The organism is Herbaspirillum seropedicae (genome assembly GCF_001040945.1).
In the GTDB taxonomy this organism is placed as follows: Bacteria; Pseudomonadota; Gammaproteobacteria; order Burkholderiales; family Burkholderiaceae_D; genus Herbaspirillum; species Herbaspirillum seropedicae.
On the sequence record NZ_CP011930.1, the window covers coordinates 3,340,786 to 3,366,631 of the forward strand.

The 25,846-nt window shown below is 63.4% G+C and carries 19 protein-coding genes; 2 read left to right on the forward strand and 17 right to left on the reverse strand.

The genetic code is table 11. The features are described 5' to 3' along the window. Window positions 1-5: 5 nt before the first annotated feature. A complete protein-coding gene (locus ACP92_RS14695) occupies window positions 6-5,822 on the reverse strand; it encodes an alpha-2-macroglobulin family protein (protein WP_013234900.1) in 5,817 nt (1,938 codons plus the stop codon). A 193-nt stretch (window positions 5,823-6,015) separates the two neighbouring features. Continuing rightward, the gene (locus tag ACP92_RS14700; protein ID WP_013234901.1) at window positions 6,016-6,897 is read right to left on the reverse strand and encodes a LysR family transcriptional regulator; all 882 of its coding nucleotides are present in this window, start codon (window positions 6,895-6,897) and stop codon (window positions 6,016-6,018) included. 142 nt (window positions 6,898-7,039) lie between these two features. On the opposite strand from ACP92_RS14700, the gene ACP92_RS14705 reads away from it, so the two are divergent. Beyond that, entirely contained in the window at window positions 7,040-8,227 is a 1,188-nt protein-coding gene (locus ACP92_RS14705) for an MFS transporter (RefSeq protein ID WP_013234902.1), read from the forward strand. 84 nt (window positions 8,228-8,311) lie between these two features. Here ACP92_RS14705 and ACP92_RS14710 read toward each other — a convergent pair whose 3' ends face one another. The 15 genes from ACP92_RS14710 to ndk all read right to left on the reverse strand — a co-directional run bounded on the left by ACP92_RS14710 (window position 8,312) and on the right by ndk (window position 24,823). Then, entirely contained in the window at window positions 8,312-8,845 is a 534-nt protein-coding gene (locus ACP92_RS14710) for a phosphoribosyltransferase (RefSeq protein WP_013234903.1), read from the reverse strand. 58 nt (window positions 8,846-8,903) lie between these two features. After that, window positions 8,904-10,217: an adenylosuccinate synthase gene (locus tag ACP92_RS14715; protein WP_013234904.1), complete on the reverse strand. Its 1,314-nt coding sequence runs from the start codon at window positions 10,215-10,217 to the stop codon at window positions 8,904-8,906. Between the two features lie 3 nt (window positions 10,218-10,220). Further along, complete coding sequence (locus ACP92_RS14720) at window positions 10,221-11,381, reverse strand: ATP phosphoribosyltransferase regulatory subunit (RefSeq protein WP_013234905.1); 1,161 nt, start codon at window positions 11,379-11,381, stop codon at window positions 10,221-10,223. A 323-nt stretch (window positions 11,382-11,704) separates the two neighbouring features. After that, entirely contained in the window at window positions 11,705-12,598 is an 894-nt protein-coding gene (gene hflC, locus ACP92_RS14725; RefSeq protein ID WP_013234906.1) for a protease modulator HflC, read from the reverse strand. Beyond that, a complete protein-coding gene (gene hflK, locus ACP92_RS14730) occupies window positions 12,598-13,950 on the reverse strand; it encodes an FtsH protease activity modulator HflK (protein ID WP_013234907.1) in 1,353 nt (450 codons plus the stop codon). Before hflK ends, hflC begins: the two co-directional genes overlap by 1 nt. An 89-nt stretch (window positions 13,951-14,039) precedes the next feature. After that, a complete protein-coding gene (gene hflX / locus ACP92_RS14735) occupies window positions 14,040-15,164 on the reverse strand; it encodes a GTPase HflX (RefSeq protein ID WP_013234908.1) in 1,125 nt (374 codons plus the stop codon). 39 nt (window positions 15,165-15,203) lie between these two features. After that, complete coding sequence (gene hfq, locus ACP92_RS14740) at window positions 15,204-15,443, reverse strand: RNA chaperone Hfq (protein ID WP_006463311.1); 240 nt, start codon at window positions 15,441-15,443, stop codon at window positions 15,204-15,206. Between the two features lie 139 nt (window positions 15,444-15,582). Then, the gene (gene der / locus ACP92_RS14745) at window positions 15,583-16,926 is read right to left on the reverse strand and encodes a ribosome biogenesis GTPase Der (protein WP_013234909.1); all 1,344 of its coding nucleotides are present in this window, start codon (window positions 16,924-16,926) and stop codon (window positions 15,583-15,585) included. 26 nt (window positions 16,927-16,952) lie between these two features. Continuing rightward, window positions 16,953-18,152, reverse strand: a complete 1,200-nt coding sequence (gene bamB / locus ACP92_RS14750) for an outer membrane protein assembly factor BamB (protein WP_013234910.1) — start codon at window positions 18,150-18,152, stop codon at window positions 16,953-16,955. A gap of 132 nt (window positions 18,153-18,284) precedes the next feature. Continuing rightward, complete coding sequence (locus ACP92_RS14755; RefSeq protein ID WP_041310927.1) at window positions 18,285-18,929, reverse strand: YfgM family protein; 645 nt, start codon at window positions 18,927-18,929, stop codon at window positions 18,285-18,287. Between the two features lie 44 nt (window positions 18,930-18,973). Then, window positions 18,974-20,329, reverse strand: coding sequence for a histidine--tRNA ligase (hisS, locus tag ACP92_RS14760; protein WP_013234912.1), 1,356 nt, complete (start codon window positions 20,327-20,329; stop codon window positions 18,974-18,976). A 138-nt stretch (window positions 20,330-20,467) separates the two neighbouring features. Beyond that, the gene (ispG, locus tag ACP92_RS14765) at window positions 20,468-21,730 is read right to left on the reverse strand and encodes a flavodoxin-dependent (E)-4-hydroxy-3-methylbut-2-enyl-diphosphate synthase (protein WP_013234913.1); all 1,263 of its coding nucleotides are present in this window, start codon (window positions 21,728-21,730) and stop codon (window positions 20,468-20,470) included. A 15-nt stretch (window positions 21,731-21,745) separates the two neighbouring features. Continuing rightward, window positions 21,746-22,828, reverse strand: a complete 1,083-nt coding sequence (locus ACP92_RS14770; protein ID WP_013234914.1) for a helix-turn-helix domain-containing protein — start codon at window positions 22,826-22,828, stop codon at window positions 21,746-21,748. Window positions 22,829-23,128: 300 nt separating this feature from the next. Continuing rightward, window positions 23,129-24,301, reverse strand: coding sequence for a dual-specificity RNA methyltransferase RlmN (gene rlmN / locus ACP92_RS14775; RefSeq protein WP_048348580.1), 1,173 nt, complete (start codon window positions 24,299-24,301; stop codon window positions 23,129-23,131). A 96-nt stretch (window positions 24,302-24,397) separates the two neighbouring features. Next, window positions 24,398-24,823 (reverse strand): nucleoside-diphosphate kinase, encoded by a 426-nt coding sequence (ndk, locus tag ACP92_RS14780; RefSeq protein ID WP_013234916.1) that lies wholly within the window; start codon window positions 24,821-24,823, stop codon window positions 24,398-24,400. Between the two features lie 275 nt (window positions 24,824-25,098). Between ndk and ACP92_RS14785 the strand changes: the two genes are divergently transcribed. Further along, entirely contained in the window at window positions 25,099-25,788 is a 690-nt protein-coding gene (locus ACP92_RS14785) for a Bax inhibitor-1/YccA family protein (RefSeq protein WP_013234917.1), read from the forward strand. Window positions 25,789-25,846: the final 58 nt, after the last annotated feature.

Sequence of the window (25,846 nt, forward strand, 5' to 3'; positions counted from 1 at the left end):
GGCGCTCACTGCGCTGCCTTCACGACCAGCTTGCCATTGGGGACTTCCCCGAACATCTCGGGCGCATACATGGCTTCCACCCGCGTGGGCGGCATGTTGAATTCGCCGGCATTGTTCAGGCGCACGGTATAGCTGATGCTGGTGCGGCCCTTGGGCATGGCTTCGTAGTAGGCGCGATAGGCTTCGAAGCTGCGCTCTTCATAGGCCAGCCAGCCCATGCCGCGCTCACGCGGGGCGTCCTGCTTGCCCTGGGCGATGGCGGAGTCGCGGCCCAGGCCGGAACCCAGCAGCGTGGCGCCGCCCGGCACCGGATCGCTCACCACGACCCAGGTCATCTCGGCTTGCGCGTCGATATCCAGCGTCACGCGCAACACGTCGCCACGGGTGTAGACGCCGGCCTGCTTCTGCTCGATGGCCTCGACCTTGCGGGTGATGCGATAGCCGGCCGCGAAGGGCTGCTTGAGCGGCACTGCCGCCAGGCTCTGCAGGGTAACCCAGGGCTTGCCGTTACCCTCTTGCGCCAGACGCACGCTGCCACCCTGGGCATTGCCTTCCGGCCACGGCAGTTGCAGCTTGCCGCCATTGGGCGCGCCGCTCCAGGCCAGGCTTTGTGTCGCAGCGCTGGCGCCGTTCTGCTCCAGCGTAGCGCGGGTGGCGCCGGTGACCGGTTCCGATTCGAACTTGCGGGCGAATTTCTCCAGCGCCAGGCTGCCCCAGACGTTGGCGGTGGTGGTGCTCCAGTGACCGCGCTGCTGGCGGCCGATGGCGCCGGCGATCAGGCGCGGCATGTCTTCGCGCCAGGCCGGGTTGTTCAGCTCCAGCAGGATCAGGCGGTTGGCGTTGGCGTCGCCACTGCTCATGAGCCACCACCAGTAATCGCCTTCTTCATTGGAGAAGCCCATGCGCGTGCCCTGGAAATTCAAGCGGGCGCGCAGGATCTGGTCGGCTTCGTCCAGCTTCTTCTGGCGGTCGGGGATGGCCGGGACGCGCTGCAGGATGCCGATCCAGTCCAGCAGTCCCGAGGTCGGCCAGACATTGGGATTGATCTGGAGCGAACCCAGCATCGCCGGTTGCACGCGGTTGTAGCGCGACAGTGCTTCGAGGGCGGCCAGCTTGCGCACATCCAGGTCCTTCTGCGGTGACCAGAAATCACGCATCACCTTGCCTTCCACGAAGGCGGCCAGACCATCCAGCATCTTGTCGCGGCTGGCCTGCGGGATGGCATAGCCGGCTTCGTTGGTGGCGGCCAGCAGATAGGCCGTCAGCGTGTCGCTGCCACGGCGTGCGCCGCTGTCGCTGGGCGGGAAGTAATAGGCCAGGCCGTCGCCATCGAGATAGGTGGGCAGGTCGGCCACGATCTTCTGCCAGGCGGCTTCATCGCGCAGGCCGATGGCCTTGGAGGTCTTCTGTTCCAGGCAGGCGAAGGGATAGTTGACGAAGTAACGGGTCAGCGCATCGCTGCCACCAGCCAGGCTGGGCTTGAGCGAGATCGCCAGGCCGCCGCGTCCCGGCAGGCTGTCGGCGGGCCGGGCCACGTCGAGGGCGGCGTTCTTGTCCAGCTGGAACAGCGTGGCTTGCTGCACCGTGACCGGCACGGCAGGAACGACGCGCTGGGTGAACTTCATGGCGTCGCGCGCCTTCTGGCCGCCCTGCTCCTGGGCGCTGATTTCCCAGGCCAGCTGGTTGATGCCTTCCGGGGTCTGCACCGGCCACATCACTTCGGCGGACTGGCCGGCGGCAATCTTCACCTCGCGTTCAGGCAGCGTCAGCGTGCTCGCTGCCGTGCCGCCCTGGGCGCGCGCGGCGACCTTGATCGTCATGTCGTGCGTGGTGGTGTTGCGCACGGTCACGGCGCCGTTGAAGCTGTCGCCCTCGCGCACCAGCGGCGGCAAGCCGGAGATGACCTGCACGTCCTGCGTGGAGCGGATGCTGATACTGCCAGTGCCGAAATCACTGATGCCATTCTCGGCGATGGCGACGATGCGGAAGGATGTCAGCGCATCATTGAGCGGAACATCCAGTTGCGCCCTGCCCTCGGCATCCAGCGTGACATTGGGCTTCCATACCAGCAGGGTATCGAACAATTCGCGCGTGGGTGCGCGGCCCCCGCCGCCACCGGCGGGCGTGGCCTTCTTGCCATAGTGGCGCTTGCCGACCACCTGCATCTGCGCAGTGGAAGTTTCCACGCCATAGCTGCGCCGTTGCAGCATGGCGTGCAGCACGTCCCAACTGCCATTGGGCTGCAGCTCCAGCAGCGCTTCATCGACGGCGGCCAGGGCGAATTCGCCACCGGCGGCGGGCTTGCCGTTGGGCAGCTTCACCTGCACTTGCACCTTGGCGATGGCGCGGATGGGATAGGTCGGCTTGTCGGTACTGACCGCCACTTGCAGCCGATGGCCCGCATCGCCGACGTTGACTTCGGCGATGCCGAATTTCCAGGCTGGTTTGGAGAGATCGACGATGGGACCCGGTCCCTGGTATTCGCGGAACTCATGCCACCAGTTGATGGGCTCTTTCCAACCCCAGATGAAGAAGGAATACCACGGCACCTCACGCATGCGGCCGCGCACGGCCAGTACCGACACATAGACGTTGGGACCATACTCGGCCTTCATCGGCACGCTGATGGTCGGGTCCTGGCCTGACAGCTGCACGACGCGGGTGTCGATCACGCCCTCGCGCTCCACCGCTACCAGGGCGGTAGCAGAGCGGAACGGCATGCGCACCTGGAAGTTGGCGGTCTCGCCGGGCTGGTAATTCTTTTTCTCGGGCAGGATGTCGATACGATCCTGGTTCTCGCCATCGAACCAGACTTCGCCGCGCCCGGTCACCCACACCGAGGAGCGGGCGGCGGCGGCGTTGCCATTGCCATCCTTGGCGCTGGCGATCAATTCCACATTGCCTGCTTCGGAGAGTTCGGTATCGCAGGTGAACATGCCGTGCTGGTCGCTCTTGCCGGAGCAGAGCTTGCCCAGGTCTTGCTTGCTCTCATCGTTTTCATAGGCGTAGAAGCCGCCCACCATGCGCTTGCGGTGCGAATTGGTCTTGCGCGCGATGCCACGGATTTCCACCGGCACGCCCGCTTGCGGCTGGCCGGCGGTATTGAGGGTGACGGCTGTCAACGTAAGCTTCTTCTTCACCGACACCCAGTTGCCAGTGCGCAGGCCCACCACCACTGCCGAAGGCCACAGCGGCGTGACGTTGGAGATGGTCTGCACCTCGCCATTGGGATCGCTGTAGGTCATCTCGGTCAGCAGTTCCTGCGGGCGTTGCAGCGCGGGGAGCTTGCTGATCGTGGCGCGGCCTGCGCCATTCTTGTCGAGTGTGATGGCCAGCTTGTCGGCGACGATCTTCTGGTCATCGGCATTGCTGTCGTCATCGCTGCGCGGAGCATCGAAGGAGAAGCCATCGTAACCGGCGATGTTGAGCGAGCGCGAACGCAGCAGCGACGACACCTGCACCGCCTGGTTGGCGGCAGCACCGCCGTTGATGTAGTTCAGTTGCAGGTCCAGCGGCATTTCCTTGACGGCGACCTGCGCGCCCTTGGGTGGGGTGATGCGCCCTTGCATCAGCGGCAGGCGGAATTCTTCCACGCGGAAGCTACCGGTGACATAGGTGCCACGTCCGTAGCCGCCCTCGTAGTCGCCGTCGTCGGATTGCTCAGTGGGCTCGGCGCTGGCGTTCGCGTCCACCTTGCCCTGATCGAGCACGACCTCATAGCTGCCCAGCTTGGCCTGCTTGGGCAACACGAAGGTGGTCTCGGCGCTCTTGTTGCCACGCCAGGTCAGCGGGAACTGGTATTGCTGGCCGCTGCCGAGATGGCTGATGCGCACCCGCGTGGGCAGGTCTTCCTTGCGCATCAGGCCGAAGCCTTGCAGGGTCTCGGTGCGGATGACGTGCTTCATCGAGACGGTCTCGCCAGCGCGGAACAGGGTACGGTCGAAGACAGTGGTGGCGCGGACGGTGGCCGACTTGTCCATGTCGGTGGGCAGGTTGAAGCGCCAGGATTCGATGCCCTCGTTCCACGAGGTCAGCGCAAAGGCCATGTCCTGGCGGCCCTTCTCGTCGGTCTTGCGGGCGCTCACGAAGAGGCCGTTGATCTTGTCAGCATTGTCGGGACTGTAGCCACGGTTGGCGCAGGCATCTTCCAGGGCCGGCATCATGGCCACGCCGCTGGCGTTGGTCTTGCCCTGCCAGATCTGGGCGCCATCGCAATTGGAAACGCGGATCTCGGCATCGGCCACCGGCTTGGCGTCATCCAGCCGGGTCACCCAGACCGCGCCATTGGCACGGCCCAGCTTGACGTGGACAGACAGGTTGGTCACCAGCGCGCTGGTGCGCACATACATCGGCTGTGGCTTGCCCAGCAGCGAGGCGCCCAGCTTCTGCGATTCCAGTTCGACCACGTAGAAGCCGGGATCCTTCAGGGGAATACCGATCACTTCGAAGGGCCACTCGCCCTCCTTGGCGTCCTTCTGGGCGGGCAGGTCGAGTTTCTTTGCACCTGGTTCCTTGGCCAGCAGGCTGACACTGCGGGTATCGACCTTCTTGGGATCGCCCCATTTCTCATGGTACTTGTTCAGGCGTGTGAGCCAGGCGATGACTGCCTTGTCGCCATTGACCTTGAGGTCGGCGACCTGGCCGGGCATGGCGCGGCCATCCTTGCCGCGCACCTGCAAGCCGGCTTCCACGCGGCGCAGCGTGACCGGCAGCGTGGGATCGGCATTGAGCTCGATGATGCCAAAGGGCGCCGCCGGGAACTTGGCCAGCGGCGGGAAATCGGCCAGCGCCGACTTCAGCGGGAAGGCGCCGGCATTGGCCAGGGTGCGGCCATCCTCATCCTTGAAGCCAGACGGCAGGCTGATGGTGAAGTCGGATTTCTCCGGGAACGGCGGCTTGAAGCGCAGCTCGCGCACGGCTTCATCCTTGTCGCCTTCCAGGGTCGGCTTGATCTTGCCGGTGGTGGCGTTCATCACCACCTGCTCGGCCAGCTTGCGCGGCACGGGGGCAGAGAACGACAGGGTCACGGGCAGGATCGGCGAGCAGGCCGCATTGGCGTTCTCGCGCTGGCAGGACAGGCTGGCGGCAAATTCGCTGCGCACCTGGAAGTTGAAGACCTGCGGCTGCGACGTGACCACGGCGGGGGCATTGGCCGCCGCAATGCCGCGATCCCAGACCAGCTTCACGTGCGCTTCGTTGGGCAGGCGTTGCTGGCACTGCACGATGGTGACCGATGCGGGATCCACGCCCTTGGCGAATTGCTGCAGCAGGGCCTTGCGGTCGGCCTCGCCGACGGCCTTGGCGGGAATGCGTTCGTTGATGCCTTCGGCTTCGCAATACAGATGCTGACGCACGGAGGGCTCGGTGGCCGGTCCGTTCTGGAACAGGATGAAGGCCTGGTCTTCGGCGATCTGCGCGCCGCTATAGGGTTGCACCCGGCTCACGGCCGGACCGCCAGTGCTGAACTGGAAGCGGGTCTTGCCGCCCACGCTATTGCCGGCGACCGATTTCGCCTCTGCGCGCAGGGTGAAGCTGCAACGGGTGCCGGGCGGCAGGTCGCGCTCGAAGTCGTAGACCCAGTTCCGGTCATCGGCCCAGCGCGCGGTGCCGGCGACGGCGCAATCGGCGTCGAAGGGAGAGGCGGCCTTGGGGTCGCCGAACTTGACCATGGATTCCGAGAAGCGCGCCCGTACCTGGCGGATGCGCTGCACTTCGCCCTGCGGCGAGAAGGATTGCACGGTGGCGCTGGCGGCCTGGGCTGGCTTAACCGGCAGCAGGGACATGGTCGCGCCGAGGGCGAACGCCAGGGCTGCTGCGTGCATCGTGCGGCTGCCCCTGCTGATGCTGCTGATGCGGCCTATGGCGGATAGGAGGGTCGGGCGTTGGCGCGCACCGGTTTCCGTTGGTTTCATGTTCTTCTCCGGATCAATCTTGTTGTGATAACGGCCACAGGTCGTTTTCCCCCTTGCGGCGACGCTGGCGCTCAGACCTGGATAACGGCAAAACGTTTCCGATTTACAGCTTTTCCTGCAAAAAATCCAGGAAGCAGCTGATGCGGCGCGATAACTGGGTGCTGTAGTAGTAGACCGCCGATATCTTCTGGCGATAGCCGCTATCGGCCTGCGGCAGCAGACGCACCAGCCGGCCGGCGGCAATGTCGGCATCGCTCATGAAATTGGACAGGCAGGCAATGCCCTGCCCCTGCAAGGCCAGGTGGCGGATGGTTTCGCCGCTGGAGGCGCGGATGGCGGGCCGGGTCTGGTAGCGGTCACCGGCGCTGTGGCGCAAGGGCCAGTGATTGAGTTGATCCGGCTGGGAAAAGCCGATCAGCTGATGCTGTTCCAGCGCCTCCACCGACTCAGGCTCGCCATGGCGCGCCAGGTAGGCGGGACTGGCCACCACGTTCAGGCGCGCCGAGGAGAGTGCGCGGGCGTGCAGGCTGGAATCCTGCAGCTCGCCGATGCGGATGGCGATGTCGGCACGGTGCTCCACCAGATCGATGAAGCGGTCATTGGTGGTGAGCTCCAGTTCGATATCCGGATAGGCTGCGCGAAACTGGCCGACATGGGGAACCACGCAATGCAGCATGAAAGGCGCCGACGCATCCACCCGCAGCTTGCCCACGGGCTTGCGGGTGCGCAGGCGGATACTGTCCTGGGCCGACTCCATGGCCGCCAGGATGGCGCGCGCCTGCTCCAGGAAGGCGCGGCCTTCTTCGGTGAGTTCCATGCGGCGCGTGGTACGGGTCAGCAGGCTTGCGCCCAGCTTGTCTTCCAGCCGCGACAGTGCGCGGCTGACACCGGACGTGGTCTGGGCCAGCAATTCGGCGGCCGCCGACAAGGTGCCGGCCTCGACCACGGCCACGAAGGTACGCAATTCTTCCGATTGCAGGCTCATTGTTGACTCCAGATCAAAGATTCTTTGATTTTAAAGGCATTTTTCTCAACAAAGAGCAGGTGCACAATCCTTCACATTGCTGGCCGGGCCTCCCTCCGCCCTGATCACGCCGGCGCAACCGACCACCCTACAAGGATTTGCCATGCCAATTGCACTCTGGGCGCTGACCATCAGCGCATTCGCCATCGGGACGACCGAATTCGTCATCATGGGGCTCTTGCCCGAGGTCGCCGCCAATCTGGGGGTGAGCCTCTCCTCGGCCGGGCTGCTGGTCACAGGATACGCGCTGGGCGTGTTCGTGGGCGCCCCGCTGCTCACCGCCACCACCGGCCGCCTGCCGCGCAAGACCTTGCTGGTGGCCCTGATGGTGGTGTTCGTGGTGGGTAACCTGGCCTGCGCGATTGCGCCGGACTATACGACCTTGATGATAGGCCGCGTGGTGGCCTCGTTTGCGCATGGCGCATTCTTTGGCGTCGGTTCGGTGGTGGCCACGAGCCTCGTGCCGAAGGAGAAGCAGGCTTCGGCCATCGCCTTGATGTTTACCGGCTTGACGGTGGCCAATGTGCTGGGTGTGCCCTTTGGCACCTGGCTGGGCCAGAGCTATGGCTGGCGCGCCACCTTCTGGGCCGTGACCGTCATCGGTGTGATCGCACTGGCGGCTACCGCGGTGCTGGTGCCGCGCTCGCAGGGCGGCGAGGAAACCGACTTTGGCAAGGAAGTGCGCGTGCTGATGCGGCCGCAGGTGATGCTGGGGCTGTTGATGACGGTCCTGGGTTTTGGCGGCGTGTTTGCGGCCTTTACCTACATCGCCCCTATCCTGACCGACCTCAGCGGCTTCCCGGCCTCGGCGGTCTCGCCCATCCTGCTGCTGTTCGGCCTGGGACTGGTGATCGGCAACCTGGCCGGCGGCAAGCTGGCCGACAAGAAGCTCATGGCCACGCTGCTGGGCAGCCTGGTGCTGCTGGCGGCGGTGTTGGTGCTGTTTGGTCTCACCGTCGACAACAAGGTCGCCGCCATCATCGGCGTGGGCCTCATGGGCATGGCCGCCTTCGCCACCGTGCCGCCGCTGCAGATGCGGGTGCTGGAGAAAGCCACCGGCGCGCCGAACCTGGCCTCCTCGGCCAACATCGCCGCCTTCAACCTAGGCAATGCAGCCGGCGCCTGGCTGGGTGGCGTAACCATCGATCATGGTCCGGGCCTGCATGCAGTGCCTTATGTGGCGGCGTTGTTGCCGCTGGCCGGGATCGTGGTGGCGCTGGTGAGCTGGAAGATGGATGCAGGGCGCGCCACTGCGCAACACGGTTCATCCTCGGATACCGCCGCCTGCTGAAGCGACAATAATGACAGCGAAAAAAAAGAGCTTGCCGTGGCAAGCTCTTTTTACGTGGGCATTCACAAGCCGCAAGGCTGGCGATCAGGCCCCGCCCTTCTTGATCCAGGCCGCCAGCTGGTGCGGACCCAGACCGTCGTACTCTTCGAAGGGCTGGTGGATCCAGGGGTTGGTGGCCAGGTAGTCGATATGGAAATCGGGTTCCACCACCGAGCAGGCCTTCCACCACAACACCGCACTCTTGATCTCGGTGACCGCCGGATAGTGCTCCTTGAGGTGCAGCATCACCTTTTGCAGGGTGACGCCGGAATCGACCAGGTCGTCCACCAGCAGGATGCGGCCACCCAGGGTTCCCTTGGTGATGGTGATGTACTTGGCGATGTCCAGGGAGCTACGGATGGTGCCGGCGGCTTCGCGGTAGGAGCTGGTCGAGAGGATGGCCAGCGGGACATCGAAAATGCGGGACATCACGTCACCCGGGCGCAGGCCGCCACGCGCCAGGCACAGCACCTGGTCGAACTGGTAGCCGGATTCATAGACCTTCAGCGCCAGTCGTTCGATCAGGCGGTTGTAGTCATCCCAGGAGACCCAAAGGTCCTTGTCGTCAGAGATCTTCATATTATTGATTGCTTCGTGTTGCTTTGTTACATGTTACGGCGATAGCCTGCCGGTTTGCTTACTTGAACGGGTGACGCAGGACGATGGTCTCTTCGCGGTCCGGGCCGGTGGAGATCATGTCGATGGGCACGCCCACCAGTTCTTCGATGCGCTTGATGTAGGCGCGGGCGTTGGCCGGCAGTGCCTCCAGCGACTTGGCGCCGACGGTGGTCTCGGACCAGCCGGGCATTTCTTCGTAGATCGGCTCGCAGGCAGCGGCTTCTTCGGCGCCGACGGGGAAGATGTCGACGGTCTTGCCGTTCAACTTGTAGCCGGTGCACAGCTTCAGCGAATCCAGGCCGTCGAGCACGTCCAGCTTGGTCAGGCACATGCCGGAGACGCCATTGATCTGCACCGAGCGCTTCAGCAGCGCGGCATCGAACCAGCCACAACGACGGGCGCGGCCCGTGACGGTGCCGAATTCATGGCCCACCGAGGCCAGGTGCTTGCCGGTGCCGGCGTCGGTCGGCAGTTCGGCCGGGAACGGGCCGGAACCAACGCGGGTGGTGTAGGCCTTGGTGATGCCCATGATGTAGTGCAGCATGCCCGGGCCCACGCCCGCACCGGCGGCGGCATTGCCGGCCACGCAGTTGCTGGAGGTGACGAACGGGTAGGTGCCGTGGTCCACGTCCAAGAGGCTGCCTTGGGCGCCTTCGAACAGGATCTTGCCGCCGGCCTTGTGGATGGCGTACAGGTCGCTGGAGACGTCGGTGACCATGGGCTTGATGCGCGGCACGTTGGCCAGTGCTTCATCCAGGGTCTTCTGGTAGTCCACCGGCTGGGTCTTGAGGTAGTGGGTCAGGACGAAGTTGTGGTAGTCCAGGTTGGCCAGCAGCTTCTCGGCGAAGCGCTTTTCGTTCAACAGGTCAGCCACGCGGATGGCGCGACGGGCCACCTTGTCTTCGTAGGCCGGGCCGATGCCCTTGCCGGTGGTGCCGATCTTGTCGGCGCCGCGAGCGGCTTCGCGCGCCACGTCCAGGGCCACGTGATAGGGCAGGATCAGCGGACAGGCGTCCGACACCTTCAGGCGCGAGCACACTTCCACGCCGGCGGCTTCGAGCTTGTCGATCTCGCGCAGCAGGTCGGGCACCGACAGCACCACGCCGTTGCCGATGTAGCAGGCCACGCCTTCGCGCATGATGCCCGAGGGGATCAGTTGCAGCGCAGTCTTCTTGCCGCCGATGACCAGCGTGTGGCCGGCATTGTGGCCGCCCTGGAAACGCACCACGCCCTGGGCGTGATCGGTCAGCCAATCGACGATCTTGCCCTTACCTTCGTCGCCCCATTGCGTACCGATGACGACGACATTCTTTGCATTGCTGTTCTGTAACATGACTCAACCCAAGTTTTTGATAATCCAGTTTCCATTGCTGAAATCGAGTGCGCGATCGCAATCGAATTCGTCCTGATCGTGTTCGTGGCCGGGAAGGCTTTGGATCACGATCTCTCCCGCTTGCCGCAATTGCGCTATTTTCTCACGCAGACCGGCGTCCCTGCCCCAAGGGGCGAGGATGGCGCGTTTTCGTTCTGCGCCCGGCATCAGTCGTGCCAGTTCACGCAGGTCCAGGGAGAAGCCCGTCGCCGGCCGCGCGCGGCCGAAGGCTTCACCCACATGGTCGTAGCGGCCGCCGCGCACCACCGCATTGGGCAGGCCCGGCACATAGGCGGAGAACATCACGCCGCTGTGGTAATGGTAGCCGCGCAGGTCGGCCAGATCGATGGTGACGGCTGCGCCTTCATGGCCGGCTGCCAGTTCCACCAGCGCCTGCAACTCGTCCAGGGCCTGGGCGATACCGGGCAGCGCCGGCAAGGTGATGCGGGCGCGGGCGATGACCGAAATGTCGCCGTACAGGTTGGGCAAGGCCAGCAGTGCGGCGCGGGTGCCTTCCTGGTAGGTGGCGGTGATCTCTTGCAGGCCCGGCACGTCCTTGGCCTGCAGCAGCGCGAACAGTTGCGCTTCGTCGCGCTTGGCCGCTGCGTCGTTGGCGATGATGGCGCGCAGCACGCCCACATGGCACAGGTCCAGGCGGATGGTGCGCATGCCGGCCAGGGCCAGCGAATTCAGGGCCAGTTCCTGGATCTCGGCGTCGGCTTCCAGACCGGCATGACCGTAGATTTCAGCGCCGATCTGGATCGGCTCGCGGGTGGCGTGCAGGCCCGTGGGACGGGTATGCAGGACGCTGCCGGCATAGCACAGGCGGGTGACCGAGGCGCGGTTGAGCAGGTGGGCGTCGATGCGCGCCACCTGGGTAGTCATGTCGGCACGCACGCCCAGGGTGCGGCCAGACAACTGGTCCACCAGCTTGAAGGTGCGCAGGTCGGTGTCCTGGCCGGCTCCGGTGAGCAGGGATTCGAGGTACTCCAGCAGCGGCGGCATGACCATTTCGTAGCCGTAGAGGCGGAAATTGTCGAGCAGGCGGCGGCGCAGCTCCTCGATCTTGCGCGCTTCGGAGGGCAAGACATCGGCGATGTTTTCGGGAAGAAGCCAGTTAGGCATAAACAAGAGTGAAAGCAGAAAAAACGGTTTGCGTAACGAATTGCGGGGCTTGCATGCATTGCGAAACCAGGCGTAGCAGCCAACACCAAGGACAAGCCCAGGTACAGGTTGCGACAAACAGGTCCGCCAGACGAAAAACCGGGGCGGTCCGGGAAAACCTGCCGCCCCTCGTCTCACATTCCGGGAAAATTGCACACCGGAACATTCTGCGTCACAAAAAAAGGAAAGATGCCCTCTACCAGCGGCATCCGTCCTGTTCGCCCTCCCCTCCAGCCAGGCTGGCGGGGCGGACATATTCACATTATCGCTTGTTCAGCGGAATTTTACTTCTTGGAAGTGCTGGCGCTGCCTGCGCCGATGCCCTTGAAATACTTGAAGAATTCCGAGCTCGGGTCCACCACCATGACATCGTGGCGGTTCTTGAAGCTGGCGCGGTAGGCTTCCAGGCTGCGGTAGAACTTGAAGAACTCAGGGTTCTGGCCGAAGGCCTGGGCGTAGATCTGCGACGCCTTGGAGTCGCCAGCGCCACGGATCTTTTCGGATTCGCGATAGGCTTCGGCCAGGATCACCACGCGCTGGCGGTCGGCGTCGGCGCGGATCTTCTCGGATTCTGCCGCACCGGTGGAACGCAGCTCGTTGGCCACGCGCACGCGCTCGGACTTCATGCGTTCGAAGACGGAATTGTTGATCTGGTCAACATAGTCCACGCGACGCAGACGCACGTCGATGACTTCCACGCCGATCTGCTTGGCTTCGTTGGCCACGCGCGCCTGGATGGCGTCCATGACGTTGTTGCGCTGGCTGGAGATGACTTCGCGCACGGTGCGCTTGGTGATCTCGTCGTTGAGCGCAGCCTTGACGATCTGCGAGAGGCGGTCCTGGGTGCGGCGTTCGTCGGCGCCGAAGCTGACGAAGTACAGGCGCGGATCGACGATGCGCCACTTGACGTAGGCATCGACCAGCACGTTCATCTTCTCGGCGGTGATGAAGCGGTCGGCGTCCGGCGTATCCAGGGTCTGGATGCGCTTGTCCAGGTACATCACGTTCTGGAACGGCGGCGGCAGCTTGAAATGCAGGCCGGGTTCGGTGATGACCTGCTTGACTTCACCCAGGGCGAAGACGATGGCCGAGGAACGCTGGTCGACCACGAAGATCGTGGACGAGGCCAGCCAGATCGCCACCACGGCGACGATGACGGAAGTAACGAGGCGGCCCATCAGCGCACCTCCCTTTCGCGCGATTCGCGCGGATCGCGGTTTCTCATGTCACGCATCAGCTCGGAAGAATACACAGTGTCATTGCCCGCATTCGACGCGGGATTCGCAGCGCTGGCGGCCGGGGCCGCAGCCGAGGCGGCCGGCTTGCCCGCCGCAGCGGCTTCGGGGCCGGTCTGCTGGATCAGCTTGTCCAGCGGCAGGTACAGCAGGTTGCTGCCGGACTTGGCATCGACCATGACCTTGGTGGTGTTGGCGAAGATCTGCTGCATGGTTTCGATATACATGCGGTCGCGGGTGACGGCCGGGGCCTTGGCATAGGCTTCTTGCACCTGGGTGAAGCGCGAGGCGTCACCTTCGGCGTTGGCCACTACGCGCGAGCGGTAGGCTTCGGCTTCTTCCAGCAGGCGCGAGGCGGCGCCGGAAGCGCGCGGAATCACGTCGTTGGCGTAGGCCTGGCCTTCGTTCTTGAGGCGTTCGCGGTCCTGGCCGGCCTTGACGGCGTCATCGAAGGCGGCCTGCACCTGCTCAGGCGGTTGCACGCCCTGCATGGTCACGTTGGTGATCTGCACGCCCGACTTGTAGCGGTCCAGGATCTGCTGCATGCGCTGGCTGACGTCGAGGGCGACCTTTTCGCGGCCTTCATAGAGGACGAAGTCCATCTTGCTGCGGCCGACGATCTCGCGGATGGCGGTCTCGGCGACCTGGCGCACGGAGTCATCCGGGTCGCGGTTGTTGAACAGCCATTCGGCGGCGTTCTTGAGCTTGTACTGGACGGCAAACTGGATGTCGATGATGTTCTCATCATCGGTGAGCATCAGCGATTCCTTGAGCTGCTTGTTGCGCACGTTGCCGCGATAGCCGATCTCGGCGGTCCGCACCTGGGACATGTTGACGATCTCATGGCCCTGGATGGGATATGGCCAGCGCCAGTTGAAGCCTGGCAGCGTGGTATGGCTGTAGCGGCCGAAGGTGGTCACGACCGCGGTCTGGCCTTCCTGCACGATGAAGAAGCCGCTGGCCAGCCAGAGGAAGGCCACGATGACCGCAATGACGCCCACGCCGATACCGGCGCCCTTGACGTCGCCACGGTTGAAGCCGCCGCCATTGCCGCCATCGGACGAACCGCCACCGCCCTTGCGGCCGAACAGGCCGGACAGACGCTGATTGAAGTCGCGCCAGAGCTGGTCGAGATCAGGCGGACCGTCATTGTTGCCGGACGGTTTTTCTGGCCGTTTGTCGCCGTTATTTCCGTTATTCTGATTGTCGCGGTTGTCGTTTTGCGAACCACGTCCCCATTGGGGGTCGTTCAACGAAAACTTGACACCGATTTTCCTGAATAAAGACACAAGCATGCGTTTGCGATCCGGCTGTAGTGATGGATTAAGAGAATCTAGGAGGAATGCGCGCCAGGAACGGGCGAAATGCCGTCCCCTCGAACGGCTCAGGCGTGCATGTCTACGGAATCGACTGGCTCGGAACGGCTGCGACCCCTGGCCTCCAAGGCGGCCTTGAGCGAAGCGGCGATCGCTTCGCGCAGCAGATCCAGGCCAGCACCAGACTTGGCACTGACGAAAACCCGCTGGATTTTACCATACTCGTCATACTCGACCGTCGGCTCCAGGCCGGCAGCGTCGATCTTGTTCCAGACCAGGATCTGCGGCACGTGGTCGGCGCCGATTTCCTTGAGGACCAGGTTGACCTCCTCGATCTGCTCCATGCGCACCGGGCTGGCGGCATCGACCACGTGCAACAGGAGGTCGGCATGGATGGTTTCTTCCAGCGTGGCGCGGAAGGCTTCCACCAGCTGGTGGGGCAGTTCGCGGATGAAACCGACGGTGTCGGAGATCACCACATGCCCTACTTCACCCAGGTAGACGCGACGGGAGGTCGTATCCAGCGTAGCGAAGAGCTGGTTCGCAGCATACACGCCGGCCTTGGCCAGCGCATTGAAGATGGTTGATTTGCCGGCGTTGGTATACCCCACCAGCGACACCGAGAACGTCTCGTTGCGCCCCCGCGCACGACGCTGGGTGGCGTGTTGCCGGCGCAGCTTGGCCAGCACCGCACGCAAGGCCTTGACGCGCTCGCCCAGCAGGCGGCGGTCGGTTTCGAGCTGCGTTTCACCCGGGCCGCGCAGGCCGATACCGCCCTTTTGCCGTTCCAGGTGAGTCCAGCCGCGGATGAGGCGGGTAGACAGGTGCTGCAACTGCGCCAGTTCGACCTGCACCTTGCCCTCGTGGCTCTTGGCGCGCTGCGCGAAGATATCCAGGATCAGGCTGGTACGGTCGAGCACGCGCACCTTGAGCAGACGCTCCAGGTTACGTTGCTGGGCCGGGGACAGTGCGTGATTGAAGATGACCAGCTCAAGCTGGAGATCAGCGACGGCGTCGGCCACTTCCTGGGCCTTGCCGGTACCGATGAAGAGAGCGGCATCCGGACTGGCGCGGCGACCGGTGATGGTGATCACGGGTTCAGCGCCAGCGGATTTCGCCAACAGATACAGCTCATCCAGACTAGCGGCAAAATCGTTCTTGCCGAAGTCCAGGCCGACTAACGCGGCACGCATGTCAGAATGCCCACGGCGTCAAGCCGGCCAGGTAGACCATTATTCGTCGGACGAGGATTCGAGACTGAGGTTGACCGCACGTGCAGGCACGACGGTAGAGATGGCGTGTTTGTAAACCATTTGCGTAACGGTGTTACGCAGCAGGACCACGTATTGATCGAAAGACTCCACATGGCCTTGCAGCTTGATGCCGTTGACCAGGTAGATAGAGACGGGAACGTGCTCTTTTCTCAATGCGTTCAGAAATGGGTCTTGTAACAATTGCCCTTTGTTGCTCATGGCAGCTCCACGGTGTTGTTGTGATTAGGACTTGGAGGCACTTCAAGGAATATCAAGTGCTTTACCAATTTTATGCTATTCAATTTAAACGATTTTAGCTTCAACGCCAAAAACATTGATTCAATAGCGAACTTTTCGATTACTTTTCCTGCCGGATGAAAGGATTCTTGCCGGATCGGAACTCGATACGCAGTGGAGTGCCGACCAGGGAGAAAGTTTCCCGGAAGTGCTTTTCCAGATAGCGTTTGTAGTTGTCATCGATGGCTTCGAGGGCATTTCCGTGGATGACCACCACCGGCGGATTCTGGCCACCCTGGTGCGCATAGCGCAGCTTGGGACGGATCGAACCCTTGCGGCGCGGCTGCTGGTGCTCCAGCGCCTCTTCCAGCGCGCGGGTCAGGCGCGGCGTGCTCAGCTTGGCCATGGCCGCGGCGTAGGCGGAATCGATGGACTTCATCAGCGGGCCGATGCCGGTCGATTTCAGGGCCGAGATGAAGTGGAACTTGGCGAAGGAGAGGAAATTGAGCTTGCGCTCCAGATCCATCTTGATCTGGTTGCGCTGGTCGCTTTCCATGCCATCCCATTTGTTCACGCCCACCACCAGCGCCCTGCCCGACTCCAGCACGAAGCCGGCGATGTGGGCGTCCTGCTCGGAAATGTCCTGCTGGGCATCGAGCAACAGCAGCACGACATTGGCGTCGGAGATCGACTTGAGGGTCTTGACCACGGAGAACTTCTCGATGGCCTCGAACACCTTGCCGCGACGACGGATGCCGGCGGTGTCGATGAGGGTGTAATGGCGGCCCTCGCGCTCGAACGGGATTTCGATGGAGTCGCGGGTGGTGCCGGGCATGTCGAAGGCGATGACGCGCTCTTCGCCCAGGAGCGTATTGACCAGGGTGGACTTGCCCACGTTGGGACGGCCAACGATGGCGATCTTGGTGCCGCGCACGGCCGTTTCTTCCGGCTCCGGCTCGGGGGTGCGCTGGGCTTCGGCCACATCCAGGGCTTCGGTGACCAGATCGGCCACGCCGTCGCCGTGGGCGGCCGAGATCACGTAGGGATCACCCATGCCCAGCTCGTAGAAGTCGGCGGTGACCGAGGTGTACTTCATCCCTTCGGACTTGTTGACCACCAGCAGCACCGGCCGGCCGCACTTGCGCAGGAAGTCGGTGATGGTCTTGTCGTGCGGGGTCAGCCCCTGGCGGCCATCGACGATGAACACCACGACATCAGCCTCGACCACTGCCTGCTTGGTCTGCTTGGCCATCTCGTACATGATCCCGTCCTTGGCCACGGGTTCGAAGCCACCGGTATCGATCACCAGGAACGGGCGTTCGCCGACCCGGCCTTCGCCGTAGTGACGATCGCGCGTCAGGCCGGGCAGGTCCGCCACCAGCGCATCACGGCTGCGGGTGAGCCTGTTGAACAACGTCGATTTGCCGACGTTGGGACGGCCTACGAGTGCAATTACCGGTTTCATTTCTTTTCTTTAAGGGCCTGCGTCACTTATTCAGTGACAACGGAGACCACGGTTCCTGATTTGGTTTGGAAAACGACAGACGAGCCGGTCGAGACCGGCGGCGCCTGGATGGGGCTGCCGTCAGTGGACAGGCGAGCCACGAAGCTGCCATCCTCACGCGACAGGAAGTGAATATAACCCTCGTAGTCGCCCACCGCCACTGCCTTGCCAGCGCCGATGGGGCTGGAGAGCTGGCGATTCTTCAGGCGCTCGTTGCGCCAGACGACGGCGCCGGTGTCACGGGAGAATTCGGTGACGATACCACCGACGTCGGCCGCATAGACATACGAGTCGTCCAGCGTCACGCCGACATCGCTGGAGAATTCCTTGATCCAGCGCACATTGCCATTGAGCAAGTCAAAGCAGCCGATCCGTCCCTGGTAGGCCACGGCGCAGATATCGCGCGAACCCAGCGCCGGCACACCGGACACATCCGAAATGCGCTCCAGCTCGGTGGTGCCGCGCGGATCGCCGACCGGCACTTCCCAGCGCGGACCGCCATTGTTGAGCGCCAGCGCCGACAGACGGCCGCCCGGCAGCGCCACGAAGGCGGTCTGCGAGCCGATCACGATGCCAGGCGCATTGCGCAGCGTCAGCGAGGGCACATTGCGCTGGACCATCCAGCGCTGGTTGCCGCTGTCGGCGTCATAGGCGGTCACGCGGTTGTCGATGCTGCGAATGACCACCAGGCCCTCACCCACTGCCGGGGCGGACAGGACCTCGCTGGCGGCCTGGGCGTTCCAGGTCGGCTTGCCGGTGTTGGCGTCGAAGGCCTGGATGCGGCCCTTCTCACCCACCACCACGACGGTGCTGCCATCGCTGCCCACGCCGGCGGTCAGCGACATGTCGGTACGGGCGCGCCACAGGGTCTGGCCGGTCTGGGCATTGATGCGCACCACGGTGCCGTCATTGCCGGCGGCAAAGATGCTGCCGGCGGCGTAGACCGGGCTGAACTGGAAGTTGCCCGCCTTGCCCACCGAGACCGACCAGGCTGTCTGCACGCGCAGCTTCTGGGTGAACTCGACCAGCGGAGCCGGCGGGTTCGGGTTTTTCTTGCTGGAGAACCAGGAACAACCGGACAGTGCCACGACGGCGGCGACGGCGGCCAGTTTGAGCGCCATCTTGCCGGCACGGCGGGATCGGGCAATGGAGCTTGCCTGGGCAGCGGTGGCTGTCACACTACGCATATTCTTTTTCCTCTAAGCGATGGATGGGTTCGCGATGGGATTGCGATGATTGCGGTTCAATGCGGGGCTGCACGAAGCGCCCCACTGCGGCAAGGCGCCGGCCTGGGGCCGGCGTCACCGCGCTGGTCGGATTCAGGCCTTGGGCGCTTCGCCGCCGATGGCGTCGAGCTTGATCTGGATGAGCTGACGGCCCGGGTCCTTGGCATCGCTCTTTTCCAGCGCCAGCTTGTAGGCGCTGCGCGCTTCATCGCGCTTGCCCTGGGCCAGCAGCACGTCGCCCTTGCGGTCAGCGATGGCGCCGGCGAACTGCGCCGGGTAGTCGCCGCCCAGCACCTTGAGCGCCTCGTCATAGGCCTTGGCGTCCAGCAGGACACCGGCCAGACGAACCGCCGCGATGGCCTTGTATTCCTTGCCACGGCCGTGGTCGATCACCCATTGCAGCTGCTTCTTGGCAGTGTCGGCGTCATTGGCGTCGAAGGCCGACTTGGCCGCCACCAGGGCGCTCATCTGGGCGTAGGCGGTGCCGCTGAACTTGTCCTGGATATCCGCGGCGGCGCGCTGCACCTTGGCGTTGTCCTTGGCCGCCAGCGACTTCTGCTGCTCTTCATACAACACCGAGGCTTGCGCCGACTGGCGGCCCTGGTAGGTATTCCAACCGGTCCAGCCAGCATAGCCAGCCAGCGCGATGATCAGCACCCAGGTGACCAGGTTGCCGTATTTCGCCCACCAGGCCTTGATGGAGTCGAGCTGTTCTTGTTCTTCGAGATCGTATGCCATTTAACTCTGCAATAAGTAACTGTTCAATGGAGGCCGGGGAAGGCTTAGGGGTGGTAATGCACGTGGTCGTGATCGTGGTCATGATCACCGACGATCTGCTCCACGATGTAATCGACCACACCATCAAAGGGCAGGCTGTTCTGGTTGGCGCGCCCTTCTTCGGCATTGCCTTCGCGCATGTGCTTGACGGTGGCGGTGCCGCCCTTGAGCTCATCTTCGCCGATGATCACGGCGAAGGCGGCGCCACTGGCGTCGGCGCGCTTCATCTGCGCCTTGAACGAACCACCGCCGTTCGACGATGCGCAATGTAGCACAACATCGAGCCCGGCAGTCCGCAAACGTTCCGCCAGCACGAAAGATTGCAGCTGGGCATCTTCGCCCTGGTGCACCAGGTAGACATCGCACTGGTTGGGTGCGTACTGCTCGCCGCTGGCCTTCATCAGCTCCAGCAGACGCTCCACGCCCATGGCGAAACCGCAGGCCGGGGTCGGCTTGCCGCCGAACATCTCGATGAGCGGATCATAGCGGCCACCGCCGCAGACCGTGCCTTGCGAGCCCAGCTGGTCGGTCACCCACTCGAACACGGTGCGGTTGTAGTAGTCCATGCCGCGCACCAGGCGCGGGTTGATGGTGAAGGGAATATTGTTGTGGCGCAGGATCTTCTGCACGCCTTCGAAGTGCGCGCGCGACTCTTCCCCCAGGTAATCCAGCAGCTTGGGCGCCGCATTGACCATTTCCTGCATGGCCGGATTCTTGGTATCGAGGATGCGCAGCGGATTGGCATGCAGGCGGCGCTGGGCGTCGGTATCGAGCAAGTCCTTGTGCTGCTCGAAGTAGGCGATCAGGTCGGCGCGGTGCTTGTTGCGCTCTTCGGCGTTGCCGATGGAGTTGAGCTCCAGGCGGATGTCGGACAGGCCCAGGTCATCCCACAGGCGCTGGCACATCATGATCAGTTCGGCATCGATGTCGGGACCGCTGAAGCCCACGGCTTCGGCGCCCACCTGGTGGAACTGGCGATAACGGCCGCGCTGCGGACGCTCGTGGCGGAACATCGGGCCGACGTACCACAGGCGCTTGGGGCCGTCGTAGGTCAGGTTGTGCTCGAGGGCCGCGCGCACCACGCCGGCGGTGTTTTCCGGACGCAGGGTCAGGTTGTCGCCGTTCATGGAATCGGTGAAGGAATACATTTCCTTCTCGACGATATCGGTCACTTCGCCCAGGCCGCGTGCGAACAAGGCGGTCGGCTCGACGATGGGCGTGCGGATCTGCTGGAAACCGTAGCTCTTGAGCACCGATTGCACGGTGTTCTCGAACAGTTCCCACAGCGGCGCATCAGCGGGCAGGATGTCATTCATCCCTTTGACGCCAACGATTTTTTCGACTTTCTTTTGTTCTGACATACCGAATACCGGAGAGTGTGGTCTTGTTTATCTTGTTTATTCAATTGATTTGGCAGCCACGCGAAGCTCGCTTCACTCAGCCTGATAGCCGCCAGTGTACTGCATACGCTCGCGGCGACCGCCGCAACCGACCTGCGCTCAGGCTGGATGCCCCTGCCCGTAGTGCGATTCGACGTAGTCCAGCACCACCTTCTGGAATTCCTCGGCAATGTGTTCGCCGCGCAGCGTCATCTTCTTTTCGCCATCGATGAACACCGGCGCGGCCGGCGATTCGCCGGTGCCAGGCAGGCTGATGCCGATATTGGCGTGCTTGGACTCGCCCGGACCGTTGACGATGCAGCCCATGACGGCCACGTTCATCGCTTCCACGCCGGGATACTTGCCCTTCCACACCGGCATCTGCTCGCGCAGGAAGGTCTGGATCTTGTCGGCCAGGTCCTGGAACACGGTGGAGGTGGTGCGACCGCAACCCGGGCAGGCGATCACCATCGGGGTGAACTTGCGCAGGCCCATGGTCTGCAGGATTTCCTGGCCGACCACGACTTCCTTGGTACGGTCGCCGCCCGGTTCGGGGGTCAGCGAAATACGGATGGTGTCGCCAATGCCTTCCTGTAGCAGCACCGACAGCGCCGCCGTGGAAGCCACGATGCCCTTGCTGCCCATGCCGGCCTCGGTCAGGCCCAGGTGCAAGGGATAGTCGCAGCGGCGCGCCAGTTCACGATAGACCGCAATGAGATCTTGCACGCCCGAGACCTTGCAGGACAGGATGATCTTGTCGCCCGCCATGCCCAGTTCTTCGGCGCGCTGGGCGTTCTCGATGGCCGAGGTGACCAGCGCCTCATACATCACCGCCTGGGCCGACCAGGGTTCGGCGCGACCGGCGTTCTCATCCATGATGCGCGCCAGCAGCGCCTGGTCCAGGCTGCCCCAGTTCACGCCGATGCGCACTGGCTTGTCGTACTTGCAGGCCACTTCGATCATCTGGGCGAACTGGGTGTCGCGCTTGGCGCCCTTGCCCACGTTGCCGGGATTGATGCGGTACTTGGACAGCGCCTGGGCGCATTCCGGATATTCGGTCAGCAGGGTATGGCCGTTGTAGTGGAAATCGCCCACCAGCGGCACATCCACACCCATGCGGTCCAGCTGTTCACGGATGGCTGGCACGGCCGCCGCCGCTTCGGGGGTGTTGACGGTCAGGCGCACCACTTCCGAGCCGGCGCGGGCCAGGTCCTTGATCTGGATCGCCGTTCCGATGGCGTCAGCCGTGTCGGTGTTGGTCATGGATTGCACCATCACCGGCGCGCCGCCGCCGACCACGATCTCGCGCCCACCGTGGCTGATGACCACGCGGCGGCTGTTGCGGCGGACCAGCGGTCCGGAAGCGATCGGAGAGGAAGACATGGCGTTGGCTAGCTGTTAATTCAGGTTGATACGGGCGACATTGCTGCCGCCTGGCGTCTTCAGATCCAGCGGCTGGCCTCGCAGCGTCGCATCGACGCCGGCGGCATTGCCGATGGTCAGCGAGGTGGCGTCGGAGACATCGAAGGCTTCGGTGGTACCGGCCTTGAGCAGGCGCGAAATGATGGTGCTCTTGTCGGCGCGACGGATCTCGACCCAAGAATCCTCACGGAAGGTCAGGCGCAGCATGTCCTTGCTGTTGACGATGTTCAGGCCGCTGGGCACCGTGGTGCCAGAAGCCTGCGCCGGTGCAGGGGCCGACCCCGATGCAGCGTTGGCGGCGGACGCCGCGCTGGCCGGCACGGAGGCAGCTGGTGCATCAGCCGCATGGGCCGGCGCAGAAGCCGTTTCGGCAGCCGCGGGCGTAGCCGCCTGAGCGGGCGCCGCCTCCACCGCTGCAGCAGCGGACTTGGCCGCCTCGTCGCTAGCGGGCGTAATCGTCTCCACGCGGGCGTTGACGGGCGTCTCGCTCGATCCGGCATCGGCATTGGCAGGCAGCTCCGGCGCGGCAGCCGACTCGCTCTTGTGCGACTTCAGCCAGGCCAGTTGCGGCACATTGGCGCCCAGATCACTCCAGCGCACGGCCGCGCCGCCTGCCAGCAAGGCCACCACGACCACACCGGCAATGATGGGCAAGGGCGAACTATTGCCGCGGGTGCTCATCATCATGGCCGGCAGCGGCCCTTCCGAGAACGGCGTAGACAGCGAATGCTGCGGCACGATATGGTCGCGCTGCGCCACATCCGACTCCTGCGGCATGGCCGCGGTCAGCGCATTGGCGTCGAGCCCGACCACCTTGGCATAGCTGCGCACGAATCCGCGCGCCACCGCCAGACCCGGCAGGGCGGCGTAGTTGTCGGCTTCGATCGCCTGGATCTGGCGCGGCGCCAGCTTCACCAGACTGGCCACCTGCTCCACCGACCAGCCCTTCTTCTGACGTTGCGCAGCCAGCATCGCGCCCGGCAGGCTCGGCCCCTGAACAGGCTGAGCGCCCTCTGGCGATGGTTGCGATGGCACTTCGTTCATTTGTTGATCACTCATCAAATGCTCCACATGGAAAAGCTTTTTTTAGCCGGACCTGGCCGGATTCTTCTGGAGCGTCCCTGCGCGGCAAACGCCGCGTCCCTCCGGGGAAATTCGACAACTTCAGTGCGTCATGCCGACCTGCAGCATGGTTTGCAATCGTTTCAACAAAAACACAAAAAGGACGTACGACGAACGCGCCCCAGCGCGCCATCGACGACCTGACAGACAATTCGGAAAAGTGGTGCGCCACAGCCCTCTGCGCGAGGACCAGGGCCGGCGCAGCGCGGCCAGTGAAAACGTTCAGCAGGCCTGCCGTCACCCGGAGATCTCCACGATGCGGCCAAAATCCTTGCCGAACTTGTTCTGGTATTCGGCCATTTTCTGCATGCGCTCCTGCACCCGGGTGCGATCCTTGACCTCACCGGCCAACTGGCCGCAGGCGGCGTCGATATCGTCGCCACGGGTTTTGCGGATGGTGGTCACGATGCCGGCGTCCATCAGGATCTGGGCAAACGCCTTGATACGCGGATTGTGCGAACGCTTCAAACCCGACTCAGGGAAGGGATTGAAGGGAATCAGGTTGAACTTGCAGGGGATGGCCGTCTCGCCTTCCTTCACCAGCGCGACCAGTTCGCGGGCATGGGTGTCGGTGTCGTTGACGCCATCGAGCATGCAATACTCGAAGGTGATGAAGTCGCGCGGCGCGAATTCGAGGTGGCGCTTGCAGGCCAGCATCAGCTCGCGCAGCGGGTGCTTGCGATTGAGCGGAATGAGCGAATCGCGCAACGCATCGTTGGACGCGTGCAGCGAGACGGCCAGCGCCACCGGGCATTCCTGGGACAGCTTGCCGATCATCGGCACCACGCCGCTGGTGGACAGCGTCACGCGGCGGCGCGACAGGCCGTAGGCATTGTCGTCCAGCATCAGGCGAAGCGCCGTGACGGTGGGCTCGAAGTTGAGCAGCGGCTCGCCCATGCCCATCATCACCACATTGGTGATCTGGCGCTCGCCCTTGGGGCCGCCTTCGATGCCCTTGGTCTTGCGCAATTCAAACTCGGCCATCCACAACTGGCCGATGATCTCGGCCACCGAGAGATTGCGGTTGAAGCCCTGCTTGCCGGTCGAGCAGAAGCGGCAATTGACGGCACAGCCCGCCTGCGTGGAAACGCACAGCGTGCCGCGATTTTCTTCAGGGATGAACACGGTTTCCACCGCATTGCCCTGGCCCACGTCGACCAGCCACTTGCGTGTGCCGTCGGTGGAGGTATGGTCGCTGATGATGGCCGGCGCGCGGACTTCGGCGCGGGTCTTCAGCTTGTCGCGCAGCGACTTGGCCAGGTCGGTCATCTGATCGAAATCAGCGACGCCGAACTGGTGTATCCAACGCTGCAACTGCTTGGCGCGAAACGGCTTCTCACCCAACTCGCCACAGTAAGCGACGAGTTGCGCGGGATCCATATCCAGCAGATTGGTGAGAGCTGTATTCATGACGCATTCGGTCGGGACCAGGACAGAAAGGCGCTGCAGGGATTGCCGCGCCGGTTTCCGCCCGGATCCGGGAAACCGGTAAAAACTGGAAACAGATTAACGCGAATAGACGTTCAGCGCCGGGAAGAAGTAGGCGATTTCGACCTTGGCGGTCTCATCAGCGTCCGAACCGTGCACGGCGTTGGCGTCGATGGAGTCAGCGAAGTCGGCACGGATGGTGCCCTTCTCGGCCTTCTTCGGATCGGTAGCGCCCATCAGGTCGCGGTTCTTCAGGATCGCGCCTTCGCCTTCCAGCACCTGGATCATGACCGGGCCGGAAACCATGAAGTCCACCAGATCCTTGAAGAAAGGACGCTCGCGGTGCACGGCGTAGAAGCCTTCTGCCTCAGCGCGCGACAGTTGTGCCATGCGGGCGGCGATGACCTTCAGGCCAGCGTTTTCGAAACGGGTGTAGATCTGGCCGATCACGTTCTTGGCGACGGCGTCGGGCTTGATGATCGACAGGGTGCGTTCAATTGCCATGAGAAAAACTCCAATAAAAATAAAGGCTTAAAGCCAAGAATTGATAATTCGATGAACCTTGTATTTTAGCATGAAACCATTAGATATCATGTCAATTCACCTCCTTTGACATCCCATCTGCCGGACCTGGACGACATGCACCACAACGGAGCAGCGTCCATGCAGCCATCATTCATATATTGCTGCCGGATATCGAACCAGAGCGAGGGAAGACTTGTCTTAGCAATGAGCCGCCGTGCTATCCTGTGGCTCGCATTCAACGCCTTGGAGGACACATGAACAACCTGGACACGACCTTTGGCCACTCGACCACAAGTCTGGCCACCCGCAACCGCGTGCTGCGCAACACCTACTGGCTGCTCGCACTGTCGATGATTCCGACCGTGCTGGGGGCGTGGCTGGGCGTGCAGCTGCACTTCAGCCTCTTTGCCGGCAGCCCGATGATCAGCTTCGTGCTGTTCCTGGCGATTGCCTTCGGCTTCTTCTACGCCATCGAAAAGACCAAGAATTCCGGCCTGGGCGTGGCTTTCCTGCTGGGCTTCACGTTCTTCATGGGCCTGATGCTGTCGCGCCTGATCGAGTTCACGCTGGGCTTTTCCAACGGCGCCGGGCTGATCATGACCGCCTTCGGCGGCACCGCGATCATCTTCTGCGGCATGGCGACCATCGCCACCGTGTCCAAGCGCGACTTCTCGGGCCTGGGCAAGTGGCTCTTCGCGGGCGTGCTGGTGATCCTGGTGGCGGCGCTGGCCAACATCTTCCTGCAACTGCCGGCGCTGCAGCTGACCATCTCGATGGTCGCCATCGCGATCTTCTCCGCCTACATCCTGTTTGACGTGCAACAGGTAGTCAATGGCGGCGAAACCAACTATATCTCGGCCACGCTGGCGATCTACCTGGACGTCTACAACGTCTTCGCCAACCTGCTGTCCATTCTGGGCATCGTAGGCGGCAACCGCGACTGAACCTTGCCTGAACTGCAATAAACCGCAATAAAAAAGCCGGCGCAAGCCGGCTTTTTCA

What these genes read in the sequence shown, in the direction of transcription:
- ACP92_RS14695 (WP_013234900.1), bottom strand. Translation starts at nt 5,822, where the DNA reads ATGCACGCAGCAGCCCTGGCGTTCGCCCTCGGCGCGACCATGTCCCTG.
- ACP92_RS14700 (WP_013234901.1), bottom strand. Translation starts at nt 6,897, where the DNA reads ATGAGCCTGCAATCGGAAGAATTGCGTACCTTCGTGGCCGTGGTCGAG.
- ACP92_RS14705 (WP_013234902.1), top strand. Translation starts at nt 7,040, where the DNA reads ATGCCAATTGCACTCTGGGCGCTGACCATCAGCGCATTCGCCATCGGG.
- ACP92_RS14710 (WP_013234903.1), bottom strand. Translation starts at nt 8,845, where the DNA reads ATGAAGATCTCTGACGACAAGGACCTTTGGGTCTCCTGGGATGACTAC.
- ACP92_RS14715 (WP_013234904.1), bottom strand. Translation starts at nt 10,217, where the DNA reads ATGTTACAGAACAGCAATGCAAAGAATGTCGTCGTCATCGGTACGCAA.
- ACP92_RS14720 (WP_013234905.1), bottom strand. Translation starts at nt 11,381, where the DNA reads ATGCCTAACTGGCTTCTTCCCGAAAACATCGCCGATGTCTTGCCCTCC.
- hflC (WP_013234906.1), bottom strand. Translation starts at nt 12,598, where the DNA reads ATGGGCCGCCTCGTTACTTCCGTCATCGTCGCCGTGGTGGCGATCTGG.
- hflK (WP_013234907.1), bottom strand. Translation starts at nt 13,950, where the DNA reads ATGCTTGTGTCTTTATTCAGGAAAATCGGTGTCAAGTTTTCGTTGAAC.
- hflX (WP_013234908.1), bottom strand. Translation starts at nt 15,164, where the DNA reads ATGCGTGCCGCGTTAGTCGGCCTGGACTTCGGCAAGAACGATTTTGCC.
- hfq (WP_006463311.1), bottom strand. Translation starts at nt 15,443, where the DNA reads ATGAGCAACAAAGGGCAATTGTTACAAGACCCATTTCTGAACGCATTG.
- der (WP_013234909.1), bottom strand. Translation starts at nt 16,926, where the DNA reads ATGAAACCGGTAATTGCACTCGTAGGCCGTCCCAACGTCGGCAAATCG.
- bamB (WP_013234910.1), bottom strand. Translation starts at nt 18,152, where the DNA reads ATGCGTAGTGTGACAGCCACCGCTGCCCAGGCAAGCTCCATTGCCCGA.
- ACP92_RS14755 (WP_041310927.1), bottom strand. Translation starts at nt 18,929, where the DNA reads ATGGCATACGATCTCGAAGAACAAGAACAGCTCGACTCCATCAAGGCC.
- hisS (WP_013234912.1), bottom strand. Translation starts at nt 20,329, where the DNA reads ATGTCAGAACAAAAGAAAGTCGAAAAAATCGTTGGCGTCAAAGGGATG.
- ispG (WP_013234913.1), bottom strand. Translation starts at nt 21,730, where the DNA reads ATGTCTTCCTCTCCGATCGCTTCCGGACCGCTGGTCCGCCGCAACAGC.
- ACP92_RS14770 (WP_013234914.1), bottom strand. Translation starts at nt 22,828, where the DNA reads ATGAGTGATCAACAAATGAACGAAGTGCCATCGCAACCATCGCCAGAG.
- rlmN (WP_048348580.1), bottom strand. Translation starts at nt 24,301, where the DNA reads ATGAATACAGCTCTCACCAATCTGCTGGATATGGATCCCGCGCAACTC.
- ndk (WP_013234916.1), bottom strand. Translation starts at nt 24,823, where the DNA reads ATGGCAATTGAACGCACCCTGTCGATCATCAAGCCCGACGCCGTCGCC.
- ACP92_RS14785 (WP_013234917.1), top strand. Translation starts at nt 25,099, where the DNA reads ATGAACAACCTGGACACGACCTTTGGCCACTCGACCACAAGTCTGGCC.